The organism is Mesorhizobium sp. M0491, from assembly GCF_040321265.1.
In the GTDB taxonomy this organism is placed as follows: domain Bacteria; phylum Pseudomonadota; class Alphaproteobacteria; order Rhizobiales; family Rhizobiaceae; genus Mesorhizobium.
Genome location: NZ_JAMYRE010000003.1, coordinates 340,044 through 356,711, shown reverse-complemented (window position 1 = coordinate 356,711; position 16,668 = coordinate 340,044). Strand labels below are relative to the sequence as shown.

The 16,668-nt window shown below is 62.9% G+C and carries 15 protein-coding genes and 2 tRNA genes; 6 read left to right on the top strand and 11 right to left on the bottom strand.

Annotated features, from left to right (window positions below; genetic code table 11):
• Positions 1-147: 147 nt before the first annotated feature.
• Positions 148-1,812: an ABC transporter substrate-binding protein gene (locus NKI69_RS05705; RefSeq protein WP_023810293.1), complete on the bottom strand. Its 1,665-nt coding sequence runs from the start codon at positions 1,810-1,812 to the stop codon at positions 148-150.
• 289 nt (positions 1,813-2,101) lie between these two features.
• Here NKI69_RS05705 and NKI69_RS05700 point away from each other — a divergent pair, with 289 nt between their 5' ends.
• Genes NKI69_RS05700 through rbsK form a run of 3 tightly spaced genes read left to right on the top strand, consistent with a single transcriptional unit; the run spans position 2,102 to position 4,583 of the window.
• Positions 2,102-3,160, top strand: coding sequence for an ABC transporter ATP-binding protein (locus NKI69_RS05700; protein WP_023810294.1), 1,059 nt, complete (start codon positions 2,102-2,104; stop codon positions 3,158-3,160).
• 21 nt (positions 3,161-3,181) lie between these two features.
• Complete coding sequence (locus NKI69_RS05695) at positions 3,182-3,634, top strand: RbsD/FucU family protein (protein WP_023810295.1); 453 nt, start codon at positions 3,182-3,184, stop codon at positions 3,632-3,634.
• Positions 3,635-3,638: 4 nt separating this feature from the next.
• Positions 3,639-4,583, top strand: a complete 945-nt coding sequence (rbsK, locus tag NKI69_RS05690) for a ribokinase (protein WP_023810296.1) — start codon at positions 3,639-3,641, stop codon at positions 4,581-4,583.
• A 53-nt stretch (positions 4,584-4,636) separates the two neighbouring features.
• On the opposite strand, the gene NKI69_RS05685 is transcribed toward rbsK, so the two are convergent.
• The 3 genes from NKI69_RS05685 to NKI69_RS05675 all read right to left on the bottom strand — a co-directional run bounded on the left by NKI69_RS05685 (position 4,637) and on the right by NKI69_RS05675 (position 6,775).
• Positions 4,637-5,758 (bottom strand): glycosyltransferase family 2 protein, encoded by a 1,122-nt coding sequence (locus NKI69_RS05685; RefSeq protein ID WP_023810297.1) that lies wholly within the window; start codon positions 5,756-5,758, stop codon positions 4,637-4,639.
• Positions 5,752-6,312 (bottom strand): polysaccharide biosynthesis C-terminal domain-containing protein, encoded by a 561-nt coding sequence (locus NKI69_RS05680; protein WP_023810298.1) that lies wholly within the window; start codon positions 6,310-6,312, stop codon positions 5,752-5,754. The genes NKI69_RS05685 and NKI69_RS05680 overlap by 7 nt, the downstream gene beginning before the upstream one ends.
• Positions 6,313-6,698: 386 nt before the next feature.
• Positions 6,699-6,775: transfer RNA gene (locus tag NKI69_RS05675), tRNA-Asp, on the bottom strand.
• Positions 6,776-6,991: 216 nt separating this feature from the next.
• On the opposite strand from NKI69_RS05675, the gene NKI69_RS05670 reads away from it, so the two are divergent.
• Positions 6,992-7,067: transfer RNA gene (locus NKI69_RS05670), tRNA-Val, on the top strand.
• A gap of 61 nt (positions 7,068-7,128) precedes the next feature.
• Here NKI69_RS05670 and NKI69_RS05665 read toward each other — a convergent pair.
• From NKI69_RS05665 to NKI69_RS05645, 5 genes are all read right to left on the bottom strand, one after another.
• Positions 7,129-7,899 carry an SDR family oxidoreductase gene (locus NKI69_RS05665; RefSeq protein WP_023810299.1) on the bottom strand — a complete coding sequence of 257 codons (771 nt, stop codon included), beginning with the start codon at positions 7,897-7,899 and terminating at the stop codon, positions 7,129-7,131.
• A 13-nt stretch (positions 7,900-7,912) separates the two neighbouring features.
• Positions 7,913-8,908 (bottom strand): ABC transporter permease, encoded by a 996-nt coding sequence (locus tag NKI69_RS05660; protein WP_023810300.1) that lies wholly within the window; start codon positions 8,906-8,908, stop codon positions 7,913-7,915.
• 144 nt (positions 8,909-9,052) lie between these two features.
• A complete protein-coding gene (locus NKI69_RS05655; RefSeq protein WP_013532176.1) occupies positions 9,053-10,093 on the bottom strand; it encodes a sugar ABC transporter substrate-binding protein in 1,041 nt (346 codons plus the stop codon).
• Between the two features lie 38 nt (positions 10,094-10,131).
• Positions 10,132-10,896 (bottom strand): ATP-binding cassette domain-containing protein, encoded by a 765-nt coding sequence (locus NKI69_RS05650; RefSeq protein WP_128305438.1) that lies wholly within the window; start codon positions 10,894-10,896, stop codon positions 10,132-10,134.
• On the bottom strand, positions 10,893-12,059 hold the full coding sequence (locus NKI69_RS05645) for an ROK family transcriptional regulator (protein ID WP_023810301.1): 1,167 nt from the start codon (positions 12,057-12,059) through the stop codon (positions 10,893-10,895). Before NKI69_RS05645 ends, NKI69_RS05650 begins: the two co-directional genes overlap by 4 nt.
• Positions 12,060-12,280: 221 nt before the next feature.
• Here NKI69_RS05645 and NKI69_RS05640 point away from each other — a divergent pair, with 221 nt between their 5' ends.
• On the top strand, positions 12,281-13,459 hold the full coding sequence (locus NKI69_RS05640; protein WP_023810302.1) for a M24 family metallopeptidase: 1,179 nt from the start codon (positions 12,281-12,283) through the stop codon (positions 13,457-13,459).
• A complete protein-coding gene (locus NKI69_RS05635) occupies positions 13,446-14,675 on the top strand; it encodes a M20 metallopeptidase family protein (RefSeq protein WP_031212928.1) in 1,230 nt (409 codons plus the stop codon). Before NKI69_RS05640 ends, NKI69_RS05635 begins: the two co-directional genes overlap by 14 nt.
• A gap of 49 nt (positions 14,676-14,724) precedes the next feature.
• Here the strand turns inward: NKI69_RS05635 and NKI69_RS05630 are convergent, their stop codons facing one another.
• Positions 14,725-16,029 (bottom strand): M23 family metallopeptidase, encoded by a 1,305-nt coding sequence (locus NKI69_RS05630; RefSeq protein ID WP_352720383.1) that lies wholly within the window; start codon positions 16,027-16,029, stop codon positions 14,725-14,727.
• Between the two features lie 151 nt (positions 16,030-16,180).
• A complete protein-coding gene (locus NKI69_RS05625) occupies positions 16,181-16,648 on the bottom strand; it encodes a peroxiredoxin (protein WP_023810305.1) in 468 nt (155 codons plus the stop codon).
• Positions 16,649-16,668 lie beyond the last annotated feature (20 nt).

The following is a 16,668-nucleotide window of genomic DNA, read 5'->3' as shown; positions in this document are numbered from 1 at the left end:
CCCCCCGACGGCCGCCCCCGCCCCCCCACGCTGTCCCCGTGCACTGGCGGTCCACCACAAACCCCCCCCATTACCCCCCCCCCCCCGCCCGCTGACGCTGCATACCGGGGGCGGGCGTCCCCCCCCCCCCACGGTTCATAGGCCAGCCTACATGCCGAGCGAAGCTTTGTAGAGCTTGATCTGGTTGTCGCGGCCGATCTGGTCGGTCAGCTTCTCCCAGGCCGCCGCGATGGCGTCGGCGCCTTCCTGCGCCTTCATCTTGCCGGCGAAAGTGTTGGCCAGGATGTCCTCGGCGGCGCTGTAGTACTGGAAGATGCCGGGGATGCGTGGCTCAATTGCAGCGTTCGGATGATTGTAGCTGTCGGATTCCGACTTGAGGTAGGAGGTGATGAACGCCTCGTCGTAGCCGGCCGCCACCCATTCGGGAATGTCGAAATGCGAGTTGCGGTAAGGCTGGAAGCCCGATGGATACATCGCCGTCCAGATCGACAGGTCCTTGCCGCCGAGATGCGCGGCAGCGGACCAGGCCGCCTTCTTCTTCTTTTCGTCGGCATCGACGCGGGCCATGACATAGACGCCCCAGCCGAGATAGGCGCAGTTGGGCGCATAGTTCGGGCCGCTGGCGAGCTTGTCCCAGGCGCCGGTCTTCGCATTGTAGACATCGTCCGAGCCCGGCAGGATCGAGAAGCCGGTGACGTCGCCGACGACGGAAGAGTCGTTGGTCTTGACGTTGGAGCCGACGTCGCCCCACCAGGTGACCATCGAGCCGGTGCCGGCCAGGAACTGCTGGAAGGCGGTCGTGTTCGGATCGGCGTTGATCTGGTCGGCGGGTTCGGACGGCAGCGCGTCGATGACGTCCTGGATGGCGCGCACCCAGGCCGGATTGTTGACGCGCGGCTTCATCGTGTCGGCGTCGAACAGCCAGGCCTTGTCGTCCGGATGCTTGGCATAGGCGCTAGCGCGGCTGCCGAGGAAATAGAAGCCGAAACCACCCCACGCCTTGGGCGCGTCGAGATAGCCAAAGACGTCCTGGTCCTTGAGTTTCTTTCCCTTGAGGAACTTCGTCACCGCCTGGACCTGCTGCCAGGTCTTCGGCACGCCCCATTCACCTTCGCCGCCGCCGTCCTTCCAGGCCTTGGCGAGGTCGGCATCGGTAAACACGTCGGTGCGGTAGTTGAAATTGTGCGCGTCGCCGTCGACGGTCACGCGGTATTGCTTGCCGTCCCAGGTGCCGACCGGCGGCTGCAGATAGGCCACGACGTCCTTCATGTCGATCTGGTCCTTGACCCAATCCGGCATTTCCGAGGTCAGGCCCTTGCCGCAGACATCGCCTTCGAACGGCGCGCCCATCTCGATGATGTCGAAATCGACGGTGCCGGTGGCGATCGACTGCTGCAGGCGGGCGTTGTAGTCGGCCTGCGCCAGGTCGATCCAGTTGATCTTGGCGCCGGTATAGGTCTCCCATGGCTTCAGGAAGCCGCGGAACAGCACATTGTGCAGGTTCTGGTTGTTGAGACCCATGAAGGTCAGCTCGACGCCGGCGAATTCGCCTTCCTTGACGTTGGCCTTGGTCGCCTCGAGGCAGAGTTCACCGACCTTCTGGAAATCGGCGTCCGTCGGCTGGCCTTTGCCGACGCCGGGGATCTGCAGGATTTTGGAGCGCAATTCGCTTGCCGCGGAGGCCGGTCGCGTCAAGGCGCCAAGTCCGGCGCCGGATGCGGCTGCGATCGCGGCCATGCTGGCCGCGCCCTTCAATATGTCGCGCCTTGTGGCGCCGGCACGAACCAGTTTCTCGTAAAGACCCGTTCTCATCGCCTATTTCCTCCCAGAACATCAGTGTGAATAAATCGGCCAACTGTCGGACGCTGGAGCGCCAAGGATGCTCCCCGGTTCGGAAACGAATTAGGCAGGACCCCACCCTGCGTCGATTGAAATTCCCTGCGGATCGGGTACCGACATTTTGACCAGCGCCTGCCACTATTCTCACAACCAAACGCCGTGTCAACGAGAGCGGGTTTTTATCTATAAGAGACCGACTTGCCCTGGCAGGTCGCGTTGGGTAGCTTCTGCGCCTACGGCTAATGGAGCCGATGGGGGAGATATGGCGCAAGTCGCGATCAGCAAGGTGGCCAAGGCCTTTGGAACGGTCAAGGTTCTGCACGAAGTCAGCGTCGATATCGCAGACGGACAGTTCGTGGTGCTGGTTGGCCCTTCGGGTTGCGGCAAGTCCACGTTGCTCAGGATGGTGGCTGGGTTGGAGACCGTCTCCGCCGGCACGATCGCCATCGGCGACCGCGTCGTCAATCATCTGCCGCCGGCCAAGCGCGACATCGCCATGGTGTTCCAGAACTATGCGCTCTATCCGCACAAGACGGTCGAGCAGAACATGGCCTTTGCCCTCAAGCTCAGGAAAACCGATCCGGCCGTGGTCGCCGAGCGGGTCAAGCGCGCCGCAGATATCCTCGACCTCAACCCTTATCTGAAGCGCTATCCCCGCCAGCTTTCCGGCGGCCAGCGCCAGCGCGTGGCCATGGGCCGCGCCATCGTGCGCAATCCGCAAGTGTTCCTGTTCGACGAGCCGCTCTCCAATCTCGACGCCAAGCTGCGCGTGCAGATGCGCACCGAGATCAAGGAGCTGCACCAGCGGCTGAAGACCACTACCATCTACGTCACCCACGACCAGATCGAAGCCATGACCATGGCCGACAAGATCGTCGTCATGCGCGACGGCCGCATCGAGCAGGTCGGCGCGCCGCTCGAACTGTTCGACAGACCGGCCAACCTGTTTGTCGCCGGCTTCATCGGTTCGCCCTCGATGAACCTGCTCAAGGGCGTCATGCGCAAGGGTGCCAGGCCCGGTGTCGACATTGCAGGCACGCTGTTCCCGATTGCACCAGGCAATGCAGCGCAGGATGGCCAGGCTGTCGTCTATGGCGTGCGCCCGGAGCATCTCGAGATCCATCCCGATGGCGTGCCAGCGAAGATTTCGGTGGTCGAGCCGACCGGCTCGGAAACGCTGGTGTTCCTGCGCTTCGGCGACGGCGAGATGGTGGCGCTGTTTCGTGAGCGGCACGACTTCAAGCCCGGCGACACGCTGACCCTGAAGCCCCGGCTCGATCAGATCCACCTTTTCGACGCAGAGACCGGCAAGCGTCTCTGATCCCAACTCACGAGGAATACCATGCTCAAAGGCATCAACCCGCTGCTCAATGCCGACGTGCTGCAGGCATTGCGGGCAATGGGGCATGGCGATGATCTGATCATCGCCGACACCAATTTTCCGTCCGATTCGGTGGCGCGCCAGACGGCGCTCGGCCGCGTGCTGCGCATCGATGCCTCGGCGGCGCAAGTGGTCAAGGCGGTGCTGTCGCTCTACCCGCTCGACACATTCGTCGATGATTCGGCCGCACGCATGGAGATTGTCGGCAAGCCGGACGAGATTCCGCCCGTGCAAAGCGAAGTGCAGAAGGAGGTCGACAACGCCGAGGGCAAGTCGTGGCCGATGATCGCGGTCGAGCGTTATGCTTTCTACGAGCGCGCCAAACAGGCCTATTGCGTGATCCAGACAGGTGAGCGCCGCTTCTACGGCTGCTTCGCCTTCCGCAAGGGCGTCGTGCCGCCGGATGCGGAGTAGCGGCATGGCTTCGGGCAAGCCGGTCGTCATGAAGCCGGTCGTCATCCTGGGTGTGTTCGTCGCCGACACCGCCTACAGGGCGCAGCGGCAGCCGCGCATGGGCGAAACCATCCTCGGCACATCCTTCACGCTGGGGCCGGGCGGCAAGGGCTCGAACCAGGCCGTGGCCGCCGGGAAGCTCGGCGCCGACGTCACCTTCCTCACCCGCCTCGGCGTCGATCCCTTCGCCGACATGGCCAGGCAGACCTGGGCGCAGGCGGGCGTCAAGAATGCCGTCATCGACACGCCGGAAAGCTACACCGGTGCCGCCTACATCTTCGTCGAGGAGACCACCGGCAACAACGCCATCATCGTCAGCCCCGGTGCCGCCATGCTGATCTCGTCAGCCGATATCGAGGCCAATGCCGGGCTGATCGGCGGTGCCGGCGTCTTTGTCACCCAACTCGAACAGCCGATCGAAGCAGCCATGCGGGCGCTGGAGATCGCGCGTGGGGCAGGGGTGACGACGATCCTCAATCCGGCCCCCGCGGCAAAGCTTCCCGACCGCATCTACACGCTCTGCGACTACCTCACACCCAACGAGACCGAGACGGAGGAACTGACCGGGATGAAGGTGTCCTCGGTCGACGAGGCGCGGCGCGCCGCGGACAGCCTGCTCGAAAAGGGGGTCGGCACGGTCATCGTCACGCTCGGCGACAAGGGCGCGCTTTTGCACTCGAAGACCCGCTCGGACCATGTTCCAGCCGTCAGTGCCGGGCCGGTGGCCGAAACCACGGGGGCAGGCGATGCCTTCAATGGCGGGCTTGCCGCAGCACTTTCGAGGGGCGTGGAGCCGCTGCAAGCGGTGCGCTTCGCCTGTGCCGTCGCTGGCATTTCGGTGACCCGGCCAGGGACCGCGCCGTCAATGCCGACGCTTCGGGAGGTCGAGGCGCTGCTGGCTGGGGGATAAGATCGGCTTGGCTGACTGGCCGCTGACGCCGCCTCCGGCCAGTTCTTGAGGCCCTATGGTTTTTTCGAACGCAAGCTTGTGGAGATATTGCGCAGCGGGCCTGTGAAGCGCCAGCTTCTGGACTGATGCAAGGCCGCGACTTGCATCTGGCACGCTTGCAACCTTTGTTCGATCTCGTCCTTCTCGTTCCTGGCATCCGAAGCGGCGCTCTGCAGCCCGACGCTGCTTTGGTGAGCCGCCTCAAGCGCACTGCGCAACCTTGAGATTTCAGAATGCAATGTCGCCTTCTCGGCTTCAGCGCTTGCAAGCATCGGTCGGATCGTCTGCACATCCTCCCAGGCAAGGCGCGCTACCAGATCCCCGACGGCACGGCGCATCTGCTCGCTCCAGGCCCTGGGATCAACGCGCATGAGGCGCGAGTATTCGGATTGTTCCTTGCTGGCGTTCGGTATCCAGACTCGCAAGGCCGAAGGCCACCAGCCGGCTCTGTCGGCGATATCAAGCAGTGTGGCGAGTTGGGATACTGCGGAGTGCCGTGATTTTTTCCATGCGGCGCTGAAATGCAGGACGGTTGGAACGCGGCAATAGGTGAAGGGGTTTCGCGGATTCTCGCGCATGATTCGCCGCCACAATTGCCAGTCCCCGGCCGATGCGACGTCTTCGGGCCAGACATCTCGCGACGGCAGGCAATCGGCCCGATACAGGAAGCAACTGGCGGGTATCGTGTTGCCGACCTCAGTGAACCCCCTGAACTCGTCGGCCAGGTCCAGATTGGTCAGGAAGGGGGCTGCGATGCCATCGGTGGAAACCCACAGCGCCTGACTGTACGCGATGGCAGCTCCAGTTTTGAGGCCATCCGCCAGGATCTCAAAATGATCCGGAAACAGGAGGTCGTCATCGGCGGCAAAGCCAATCAGCTCGCCGCGTGCCTCACGCAGCACGATGTTGCGGTTCGCGTAGCCGAAGTTCGGCGCCTTGGGGAGATCGAAGAAACGAATGCGGCTGTCATGGAAGGCTTCGACCACCTCGGCCGTGCCGGCCGCGCAGCCGTCGCCGACGACCAGCAATTCAAAATCGTCGACGGTCTGGTCCAGCACCGATTGGATAGCCACACCGATGACATCCACGCGCGAGTGCGTCGGCATGAGGATGGAAAAGCGGGGCTTGCTCACCATCCCTTCGCGCTGCCGAAATCATGGGGGATGAGATCGGTATCGATCGGCAGGCGATACTTATCGGGATTTGCGTGATCGTATTGTATCGTTGGGAAGTTGATGGCGACCACGTCGGATGTTCCGATGTTTCGGTCGGCATGCCAAACAAATTTCGGAATATTGACCAGGCGTGGATGATTGCTGGAGAGGTAAACCTTCGAAATCTTGCCGTATGTGCTGGATTCGGGGCGAGGGTCATAAAGGACCAGTTCCATCTCGCCGCTGATCACAAAATAGCGGTCCTCGTGCAGCTTGTGCAGGCCCCACCCTTTCACCAAGCCAGGGCGAATTGTGAACATGTAGGAAAAGACCAGCGGGTCGGCATGCCAACCCCAGCGCGGGTCATAGATCTCCGTGACGCTGCCGCGGTCGTCATTGTGCCGGATGCTGTCGAAAAAGGACATGCCGTCCACAAGAGGCGTGGTGCTTTGCCGCTGCTCGTCCAGAGTCCGTTGATCCTGCTGGGCGGCGGCAAGTGTGGTCTCCAGAAGATTCAGGCTGGTGTGATCGCTCATGAACAAAGTCCCCGCTGTTTGACTGCCTTCAGATCGACCTTCCTCTCACAATTTTCGATGGATGTCCTGATCGAGCTCACAGGTTCGTGCAGCCATGATGACTTTTTCGGGGGCGGTTGGATGGGATCGGAGACAGGGGATGGCCAGACGTGCGGGTGCGCGCCGGCGTGCGACTGACAGGATTTGGGCGGCGCCTTGCTTGCGCCGGTTGACGCGACCAGAGCGCGGCGTCGTCAATGCCGACGTTGCAGAGGCGGTTCCTGGGTCTATGCTTGGGAGATCAAACTCAGATCCGAGACAATCCGAGTTGCCTCATCCAAGATGATTTTTTGACAATCAATGTCGACATTTCTCTGAAGCCAAGGGCTTGATACCCTTGAGAGAAATGGCGCGAGTGACGGGGCTCGAACCCGCGACCTCCGGCGTGACAGGCCGGCACTCTAACCAACTGAGCTACACCCGCGCATGGCGAACACGTGTCAGCCGTGTTCGTCGTTGGGGCGCTGGATAAGGGGTTCGCCACCGGGTGTCAAGCGTGACAGGACAGCATAACAGCAAACAGGAGAAGGTTTTTTGACAGCCGGCGTTTTGTTGGCAAAACCGGCATCCAACCAGGGCGTCCTGCATTCATTTGGCCTTGCGAAGCGGACCCTGACCGCTTAAAGGTCCGGCCCGGAGCGGGCGATTAGCTCAGTTGGTAGAGCGCTTCGTTTACACCGAAGATGTCGGCGGTTCGAGCCCGTCATCGCCCACCATTCCATAGTCCATTCAAACTGTTGCCAGACACGGAACCGAGTCGTCTGGTTCGTGCTGCACTCAAGGCGGCAACAGACGGAAATCATTGCCCTCGGGCAGCAGCTGTCCGCCATCGACAACAATGGTCGTGCCGGTGATGTAGCTGGCATCGTCGGAGGCGAGGAACAGGAAGGCGTTGGCGACGTCGCGCGGGCTGCCGAGGCGGCCGAGCGGAATGGAGTCCTCCATGTTCTTGATGTAAGCCGCGCCGCGATGCAGCTCGATGGCTTCGGTCAGGATGTTGCCGGGCTCGACGCCGTTGACGGTGATGCCGTAGCCGGAGAATTCCAGTGCGGCGGCGCGGATGAAGCCGTTGATGCCGGCCTTGCTGGCCGAATAGTGGCCATGGCCCGGGCTGGTGACATGCGGGCCGGTAATGGACGAGGTGTAGAGCATGCGGCCGAAGCCTTGCGCCTTCATCGGCACCAGGGCCGCGCGGCTGGCATTGAAGGTGCCGCGCAGATTGACCGCCATGACGCGGTCCCAGTCATCAGTGCTGGTGTTCTCGATCAGCTGCCAGGGATAGATGCCGGCATTCTGCACGATGACGTCGAGGCGGCCATGGAGTTTGAGCGCCAGCGCCACGGCGGCCTCGGCGTCGCTCATTTGCGAGATGTCGGTGCGGATGAAGGGGACGCCCAACTCGCCAGCGGTGGCTTGCCCGGCCTCGACCTCGGTGTCGGCGAGCACCAGCCTCGCGCCTTCCTCGGCAAAGCGTAGCGCGATGCCCTTGCCGATGCCGCGGGCGCTGCCGATGATCAGCGCTACCTTGTCTTGTAACCGATTGGTCATGCGAGCCGTCCTGTCATGCGAGTCTTTGGCGAATGGTTTGCTTGAAGGCGTCGAGCAGCACGGCCGCCAGCACCAGCAGGCCGTGGATCACCTGGGTGAAATTGGCCGGCAGGCCCATCAAATTGATCGCCGTGTTGATGGCCGAGAGCAAAAGCACGCCGGCATAGACGCCGGGGAGGGTGCCGACACCGCCTTTCAGGCTGACCCCGCCGATGACGACCGCGGCGAACGCGTTGAACAGCAGGCCGACGCCGAGATTGGCGGTGGCGCCCGAGGTGCGGATCGCCAGCAGCCAGCCGGCAAGGCCGGCAATGGCGCCGGCGAGAACGAAGGCGATGATGAGATTGCGGTTGACGCGGATGCCGGCGCGGAAGGTCGCCGTCTCGTTGCCGCCGATCATCACCAGATGCCGGCCGAACGGCGTCTTGGCCATGATCAGCGAAAAGACGACGAAGCAGCCAACCGCGATCCAGGCGGTCAGCGGCAAGCCGATCAGGCGCTGGATGCCGAACCAGCGGATGGCCGGCGCCAGGTCCTGTGCCGAGCGGCCGCCTGACACGACCAGCACGAGGCCGCGCACCCAGATGTAGGACGCCAAGGTAATGATGAAGGCGCTCATCTTCACCTTGACCACCAGATAGCCGTTGAAGGCGCCGATGAGGCCGCCGACTGCCAGCGCCAGCAGCAGCGAAACCGGAACCATCAGCCATTCGGGATGCAGCTGCACGCCCATGCCGATGCCCGACGAGCAGAACAGGATGCCGACCGCCATGGCGCTGAGCGCTGCGACGGATTCGACCGACAGATCCATGTGGCCGGCGATGATCACCAGCGCCAGGCCGATCGACATGACGCCGAGCACGCTGGAAGCCTCGATGATGTTGGCGAAAATGCCGAGCTGAAAGTAGTTCGGGACGAAGATGGAGAAGACCACCAGCACGAACAGCAGCATGAACCAGACGAGGTTGTCGAGTACGAACTCCAGGGCTTTGCGTGTGCGCGGGTTCATGGGCTGATCCGGTTGGCGCCCCGCGAAATCAACTCGATTTCGTCGGGTTAAGGCGCGGATTCAAATTCGCCACGGCATCCTTTCGGACGCGGCGGTGTGAAGGGGCAGGCTCCGGGCCGTTACGGCCCGGAGCGCTTTCAATGACTATTCGACCGACTTGACGGTGTCCGTCGGCGGCTTCTGGTTGCCCCAGAAGGCCGGATTGTCGACGTTTTCCTTGGTGATGGCGGCACCGGGGATCTTGATGTTCGGACCCCAGGCTTCCTTGGTCACGGTCGATTTCAAGCCGAGCACGTCGTATTCACCGGGCTTGATCTCTTGCTTCTTGACGATCTTGTCCATGAACATGGCGACAGCCGCGGCCTGCGCGTAGAGCGGCTGCTCGATTTCGGCGTTGAGCCAGCCCTTGCGGATCAGGTCGAGGCCGACCGGAGCGCCGTTCGAGCTCATCAGCATGACGTCGCCCGGCTTCTTGCCGGCTGCCTCGAGCGAGGCGACGGCGGCGACCGAAAGGTGCGCGGCATGGCTGAAGATCAGGTCGATGTCGGGGTTTGCCAACATCTGGTCGGCAACGATTGTGCCGGCATTGCTGGCTTCCCATTGCATGGCCGGAAGCGAGATGATCTTGACGTCCGGAAACGCCTTCATCTTCTCCTCGAAGCCCTTCTGGATGTCGAGCGTATAGGGATCGCCGGGATCGCCGAGCACCTGCAGAACCTTGCCCTTCACCGAGCCGTTCTTGGCTTTCAGCAGCTTCTCGGCCTGGTCCGCGGCGACGTAGCCGATCTCGACCGTTCCGGCGACAGAGGTGAAGTCGGATGGCGTCGAGGTGATCTGGCGGTCGAACTCGACCACCGGGATGCCGGCGGCGCGGGCTGCCTCGATCGACGGTTTCAGTGCATTGAAGTCAACTGCCGCCAGGATGATGGCCGCCGGCTTCAGCGCGATGACATCGTTCATCTGCGATTGCTGGGCGTCGGTCTTGTTGTCGGCGTTCAGCGTCTTCATCTCGTAGCCGGTCTGCTTCAGGAACAGTTCCAGCGCGCTCACCGAGCCGGTCTGAAACTCGTCCAGCAGGGTCGGCACCATATAGTAGACGATACCCTTGGACTGGGCGAATGCCGGCGTGAGCGTGGCAAAGGCCAGTGCAAGGATACCGAAGACAGCAAGAAGTATTCGCTTCATGTCGTTCGCTCCTCTTAAGCCGGACCCCTCTTTGTCCCTCAGCCTGTCGGTCCGGCACCGGCAAGCGTCTCACCGGTGATCATGTTGATCACCGCATCGGGACTTGTTTTATTGCGTGCGACATCGCCGGCCACGACGCCTTGGCGGATCACCACGATCCGGTCGGCGACCTGAAAAGCCTGCTGCATGATATGGGTGATGATGACGACGCCGATGCCCTGGTTCGCCACCTGGCGGATCATGTCGAGGCCGCGCCGCGTCTGTTCGACCCCGAGCGCTGCGAACGGTTCGTCTAGCAGCACCAGCTTGCCGCCCCAATGCACGAACCGGTTGAGCTCGATGGCTTGCCGCTGGCCGCCCGAAAGGTGCTCGACATTGGCGCGCAGCGAGGGAATGCGGGTGCCGGCACTGGCCAGCGCCTTTCCGACGACGGCTTCCATGGCGCGCTCGTCGAGCACGGGAATGCCGAAAACCTGTCTGGTGATTTCGCGGCCCATGAAGAAATTGGCGACCACGTCGACATTGGTGCACAGCGACAGGTCCTGGTAGACGGTCTCGATGCCGGCTGCCTTGGCCTCTGCGGGCGACCGGGCAAGGAACTCCTTGCCCTCGAACAGCATTCGGCCGGAGGTCGGCTCCAGTCCGCCGGCGATAATCTTGACCAGTGTCGATTTGCCGGCGCCGTTGTCGCCCAGCAGCGCCACGACCTCGCCCTTGCCGATCGAGAAGCTGATGCCCTTGAGCGCTTCGATCGCGCCATAGTTCTTGGTGACGTTGTCGAGCACCAGCAGGGGTTCACTCATGCCGCAATCTCCCTGCCTTTGAGAAGGTCGCGCTCGCGTTCGCGTTCGGCCGCGAACATCTGCCCGAAGCGAGGTGACAGCACCCCGGAAACCGCAAGGGCGGCGGCGCCGCGCAGCACGGAATGCTGTCCGCCGCGCGCCACCACAACCCTCGGCGTCGTGCGGTCCTTGCGGGCCGAGACGGAGTTGTGCAGGCCTCCGGCCGAACCAGCCAGCATTTCGAGCAGGTCGGTGGACGCCAGCCCGCCGAGGATGACCGTCTCCGGGTCGAACAGGTTCTCGATGACGGCGACGGCGTTGTGAAAGATCGGTGCGACTTCGGCGACCCAATCCGCCTCGCTGCCGTTCCAGCGCCGGAGCGCCTCGAGCGACAAATATCTTTCGAGGCAGCCGCTGTTGCCGCACGGGCAAGCCTCGCCGCCCGGAATAACGGGAATGTGCCCGATCTCGCCGGCATTTCCCCAGGCGCCGCGCAAGGCGCTGCCGTCATGAATCATGACACCGCCAAGGCCGACGCCGAAATAGAGATAGTAATATTCGGAAAACTGGGCGCCGAGGCCGTAGAGGCGCTCGCCCATGGCGGCTGCTGCCATATCGGTTTCAAAGAAGGCCGGCAATCCGGTGGAGGCCGCCAGCCGTTCGCGCAGCGCTACATCCTTCCAGCCGGTCATGGTGGTCGGCCCCACGAAACTCATGGACTCCACGTCGAATGGGCCGGGCAGGGCCATGCCGACGCCTAGCACCCGTCCGCCAGCCCGTAGTCTGGTCAATTCCACCACCATCGCCCCGATCAGCTCGAAGGCGTGGTCCGGCGTCGCATTTGGCGCCTCGCGGTAGATGCTCTCGATCACGTCGCCGCTCAGATTGATCAAGGCGGCGCTGATACCAAGCGGAGTGATGTGGATGCCGACGGCATAGCCCCCATCGGGGTTGATCCGGAGCGTCGCTGGCGGCAGGCCGCGCCCCTTCGGCTCTTCGCGCAGCGACAGGATGTAGCCCTGATCTTCCAGTTCGCGAACGATGGTCGACACCGTCTGGACGGTGAGGCCGACGCGCCGGGCGATCTCGCCGCGGGCGATCGGTCCATGCAGGCGGATGGACTCAAGCACGATGCGCCGGTTGTACGGCCGCCCGAACTCCTGATTGGTCCCCCGCAGTGCCATGATTGCGCCCCTTAGGAGAGCGCAGCTTTGCATTGCTTATTTATTCAGTCAAATGGAATTCAAAAATAAATTCACGACGAAGTTTTCCAGGGAAGGCCTTCGAGGACGTATTCGGTTCAGGACCTGCTCACACGCCGCCCTGGCTGATTGCCGCCATGTCGAAACCGTTTCAAAGGTGGGCGAACCCCGCGACCGTTGATCCGACAAAGCATGGAGCAAAGATGATCGAATTGCCGTTTGCCCGCGACGAGTACCAACAGCGGCTACGAAAAATCCGCACCGAGATGGCCAAGCGCGGTCTCGAGCTCCTTGTTGTCAACGACGTTGCCAACCAGCATTACATCACCGGCTATGATGGCTGGTCGTTCTATACGCCCCAGGTCGTGCTCGTGCCAATCGAAGAGGTCGAGCCGGTCTGGATCGGGCGCGCCATGGATGCGGCCGGCGGTCTTCTGACAGCCTGGATGAAGCCGGAAAACGTGGTTGGCTTCCCGGAAGACCATGTTCAGCGCGTCGATCGCCATCCGATGGACTGGATCGCAAACTGGATCGTCGCCAGGGGCTGGGGGAGCAGACATATCGGCATCGAACTCGAAGCCTATTATTTCTCCCCCAAGGCGCACGCCCGGCTTGTCGCCGGACTTCCCAACGCAAAATGGCACGATGCCGACCTGCTGGTGAACTGGATCCGCGCGGTCAAATCGGCGCCCGAGATCGCGTATTTGCGCAAGGCATCGACCCTGGCCGAAGCGGCCGTCACGCGGACCTTCGAGGTGATTGCGCCGGGTGTTCGCGAATGCGATGCCATCGCCGCCATCCAGGCGGCGCAGATTGCGGGCAGCCCGGATTTTGCCGGCGACATCACCGCGCTTCCACCGACAATCCTCGGTGGCGAGAATGCCTCGGCGCCGCACATCATGTGGAGCGACAGGCGGTTCGGGGAAAACGAGACGATCGCGCTGGAACTTGCCGGCGTCTGCCGCCGCTATGCCGCCGGCCTCGCCAGGACCATGCAGCTTGGCAAGACGCCGACAAATGTTTCGGACACGGCAAAAGCGGTGATCGAGGGCATGGATGCGGTGCTCGACGCGGTCAGGCCGGGAACATCAGCCGAAGCCGTCGAAGCCGCCTGGCGCAAGGTCATCCAGCGCTACGGACTGAAGAAGGAATCGCGCATCGGCTACTCCATCGGGGTTGCCTATCCGCCGGATTGGGGCGAGCACACGATCAGCCTCAGGCCGGGCGACAAGACCGTGCTTGAACCGGGCAATGTCGTTCATTCCATCCTCGGCATGTGGATGGACGGCTGGGGCATCGAGATCAGCGAGACCATCCTGGTCACCGAAACCGGCCATGAGACCCTGACGAAGTTCCCGCGAGAGATCCATGTCAAATCCTGAGGGTTCGGCCACGGCGGGTGGTGTTGCGAAAACCGTGACGACCGATATCGCCGCCGGAATTCTCGATCGGATGATCGAGGTCCGCCGCCATCTGCACCGCAATCCCGAGCTCTCGAACCAAGAGGCCGGCACGCAGCGTTATCTCAGGCAGATGCTGGTGGATCAGGGCATTGCCGACATTCGCGACGTCGCCGGCTTTGGCCTTGCCGTCGATATTGTCGGCACCGGCAAGCCGTCAAATCGAAAGGTCGCCATTCGCGCCGACATCGATGCCTTGCCGATCGAGGAGGAGTCCGGCGTCGAGTATGCATCGACGAATCCAGGCGTGATGCATGCCTGCGGCCACGACGCCCATGCATCGATGGCTTTCGCGGTCGCCGCGCATCTCCACCAGTCGCGGGACAGTTTTGGCGGTACCGTTCGCCTGATCTTCCAGCCGGCGGAGGAGGACGAACCGTCGGGCGGCAGGCGGGTGGTGGAAGAGGGGCTTCTCGACGATATCGACGCCGCCATCTGCGTCCACGTCGATCCGTACACACCGACCGGCAAGATCGCCGTCGGCTCCGGTCCCTACACTCTGGCCTGCGACACTTTCGATGTGGCCGTCATCGGCTCGGCGTCACACGCGGCAAAACCGCATGAGGGTGTCGATGCGTTGGCCGTGGCTTGCTCCCTGGTGAGCGAATTGCAGAAGATCGTTTCGCGCGAGATCGACCCGTACGATCCGCTGGTGATTTCCGTGACGGCCATCAACGGCGGCAACGCCTACAATGTCACCGCCGGCAAGGTCACGTTGAAAGGCACCATCCGCAGCGGCAGCGATGCAACCCGCGAGCGTGCCTGGCGCCGCATTCGTACGATAGCCGATGGGGTAGCGACCAGCCACGGCGCGCGTGTCGAGGTCGACATCCACAAGGGCGAACCGGGGGTTGTCAACGATGTCGAGATGACTGAACTGATTGCCGCCAGCGCCAAGGCCTGCATCGGTGCCGACAACGTCCTCAACACGCCCGGATGGACGATCGCGGACGACTTTGGCTACTACAGCGAGAAACGTCCTTCGGTCTATTTTCGGCTGGGAATCCGAAACGAGGCGATCGGATCGGTCTTTCCGCTCCATCACGCCCGGTTTCGTGTCGACGAGGCCGCGTTGAAGGTCGGCGCGGCCACCCTGGTTGCGGCAGCGACGGCGTTTCTGTCGATGGAAGCGCCTTAGTCAGCCATCATGATGGTCATCGGCGCATGGGGCAGGAGCCCAGGATCGCTTACAGATACTGGGCGACCTTCTTGCCGACCGTGAGGAAGCGCAAGGGATCGATCGCTTCGCCATTGTGGCGGACTTCGTAGTGCAGATGCGGGCCGGTCGAGCGGCCGCTGCTGCCGGTCTTGCCGATGACGGCGCCGGCGTCCAGTTTCTCGCCGACGGTGACGTCGATCTCGCTGAGATGCCCGTAACGTGTCGCAAAACCATTGCCGTGGTCGACTTCCACCATGCGGCCATAGCCGCCGTTCCAGCCGGCCCTGGTGACGGTGCCGGGCGCGGTGACCTTGGCGGCCATGCCGATCGGCGCCCTGAAATCCATGCCGGAATGCAGTGCTGCGGTGCCGAGGATCGGGTCGGTGCGCACGCCGAACGGGCTGGTGACGGAGTGGCCCGGCGCGGGGTTGGTCAGCGGCAGTTGGCGCGCTTCCTTCTTGAGATGGTCGAGCGCGTCAAGCGCTTCGTCCAACTCCTTGACCTTGCTGTCGAACATCATCGAACTGTCGACCGGGATGAGCGGTCCGCCGACATCGCTGTCGCCCTTGCCGAAGTCGCTGTCGACGGGCAGTCCGGCCGCCTCGAGCGCCTGGGTGATGGCATCGGCGCTCTTGTAGGCATTGTCGGCAAGCGTGCTTATGCGGGTCAGTTGATCGCTCTCGATGGATCTCAGCGATTGGTTGATCGAGACGAAGAGCTTGTCGGCACGATCGGCGGCTGAATCGTTGGGCAGCGGATCGGAGCGGGTCGACCACAGCGAGAACGGCCTTGTGTCGCCGGCCCCGGGATCGGCGCTCAGGCTGGCGACCGCATAATTGCGCGCGGGCTCCTTGATGCTGCCGGTCACTTCGGCGCGTTTGTCCGGCTTCGCAACCGCTGCCGGATATTCGGCCGGCGCTGCGCCGACTTCGCTCTCGGCGCGTTCGAGCAGCGGGCCAAGGCGGCCGTGACGCTGGCTCAGCTGGCTCTGCCGTTCAAGCAGTTCGCTGACCTTGGTTTCCATCAGTTGCTGGTCGAGCAACTGCCGGCTGGTGATGCGGTCGACCTGGGCGCGAAGCGCCGAAATGCGATCTTCATATGCTTGCTGCATGCGCGCCTGACGCGCCGTGGTGGCGCCGATCAAATCGTCGCGCAGCACGAGATAGGAGGTGGCCATGAGGTAGCCTATGGCAATGGCGGCCAGCGCCGAGCCGATAAAGGCCGCCAGCCACGGTCGGATCGTAAAATGCCTGATCTCGTTGCCCCGGGCGATGATGACCGTATGGGGCTCCTTACGTCTGCCGAATACTGCGGACTGACCGGTTGCGTTCACGGGACCAAGCTTTCGTTTACGACACCACGACAGCTTGACTACACATTATTAAGGTTAACAAAGGCTTGCAGCGCCGACTTGTCCGCAGCGGTTGCCCGCCAGGCGTGCGCAAGGTTGTAAGGGAAACCGGGCCGGCCTCGCCGGTAAAATCTCAAAGCGCACGAACGGCCTCAAGCACCTCTTCCGCATGGCCCTTGACGCGGACCTTGCGCCAAATCCTGGCGATCCGCCCGTCGCGGCCGATCAGGAACGTCGCGCGCTCGACCCCCATATACTTGCGGCCATACATCGATTTCTCGACCCACAGATGGTAGGCTTCGATCACCTTGCGCTCCTCGTCGGCGGCGAGGTCGATGGTCAGATTGTACTTCGACTTGAACTTGTCGTGCTTCTTGACGGGGTCGGGCGACAGGCCGATCACCACGGCGCCGGCCTTCTCGAACTCCGGCTTCAGCTGCGAGAAGCTGATCGCCTCCTGCGTGCAGCTTGTTGTGTCGTCCTGCGGATAGAAATAGAGCACGATGGGCTTGCCGGACGATGCGGCAAGGCTGACTGATCCGCCGCCGTCCCGCGGCAGGTCGAATTGCGGCGCGAGATCGCCTACGTCGAGGTCAGCCATACCGATGCCCTTGTTTGAGG

Coding starts and splice junctions, on each gene's coding strand:
- NKI69_RS05640 (WP_023810302.1), top strand. CDS start 12,281: ATGATCGAATTGCCGTTTGCCCGCGACGAGTACCAACAGCGGCTACGA.
- NKI69_RS05660 (WP_023810300.1), bottom strand. CDS start 8,908: ATGAACCCGCGCACACGCAAAGCCCTGGAGTTCGTACTCGACAACCTC.
- NKI69_RS05645 (WP_023810301.1), bottom strand. CDS start 12,059: ATGGCACTGCGGGGGACCAATCAGGAGTTCGGGCGGCCGTACAACCGG.
- NKI69_RS05650 (WP_128305438.1), bottom strand. CDS start 10,896: ATGAGTGAACCCCTGCTGGTGCTCGACAACGTCACCAAGAACTATGGC.
- NKI69_RS05685 (WP_023810297.1), bottom strand. CDS start 5,758: ATGGTGAGCAAGCCCCGCTTTTCCATCCTCATGCCGACGCACTCGCGC.
- NKI69_RS05665 (WP_023810299.1), bottom strand. CDS start 7,899: ATGACCAATCGGTTACAAGACAAGGTAGCGCTGATCATCGGCAGCGCC.
- rbsK (WP_023810296.1), top strand. CDS start 3,639: ATGGCTTCGGGCAAGCCGGTCGTCATGAAGCCGGTCGTCATCCTGGGT.
- NKI69_RS05695 (WP_023810295.1), top strand. CDS start 3,182: ATGCTCAAAGGCATCAACCCGCTGCTCAATGCCGACGTGCTGCAGGCA.
- NKI69_RS05625 (WP_023810305.1), bottom strand. CDS start 16,648: ATGGCTGACCTCGACGTAGGCGATCTCGCGCCGCAATTCGACCTGCCG.
- NKI69_RS05705 (WP_023810293.1), bottom strand. CDS start 1,812: ATGAGAACGGGTCTTTACGAGAAACTGGTTCGTGCCGGCGCCACAAGG.
- NKI69_RS05635 (WP_031212928.1), top strand. CDS start 13,446: ATGTCAAATCCTGAGGGTTCGGCCACGGCGGGTGGTGTTGCGAAAACC.
- NKI69_RS05655 (WP_013532176.1), bottom strand. CDS start 10,093: ATGAAGCGAATACTTCTTGCTGTCTTCGGTATCCTTGCACTGGCCTTT.
- NKI69_RS05680 (WP_023810298.1), bottom strand. CDS start 6,312: ATGAGCGATCACACCAGCCTGAATCTTCTGGAGACCACACTTGCCGCC.
- NKI69_RS05700 (WP_023810294.1), top strand. CDS start 2,102: ATGGCGCAAGTCGCGATCAGCAAGGTGGCCAAGGCCTTTGGAACGGTC.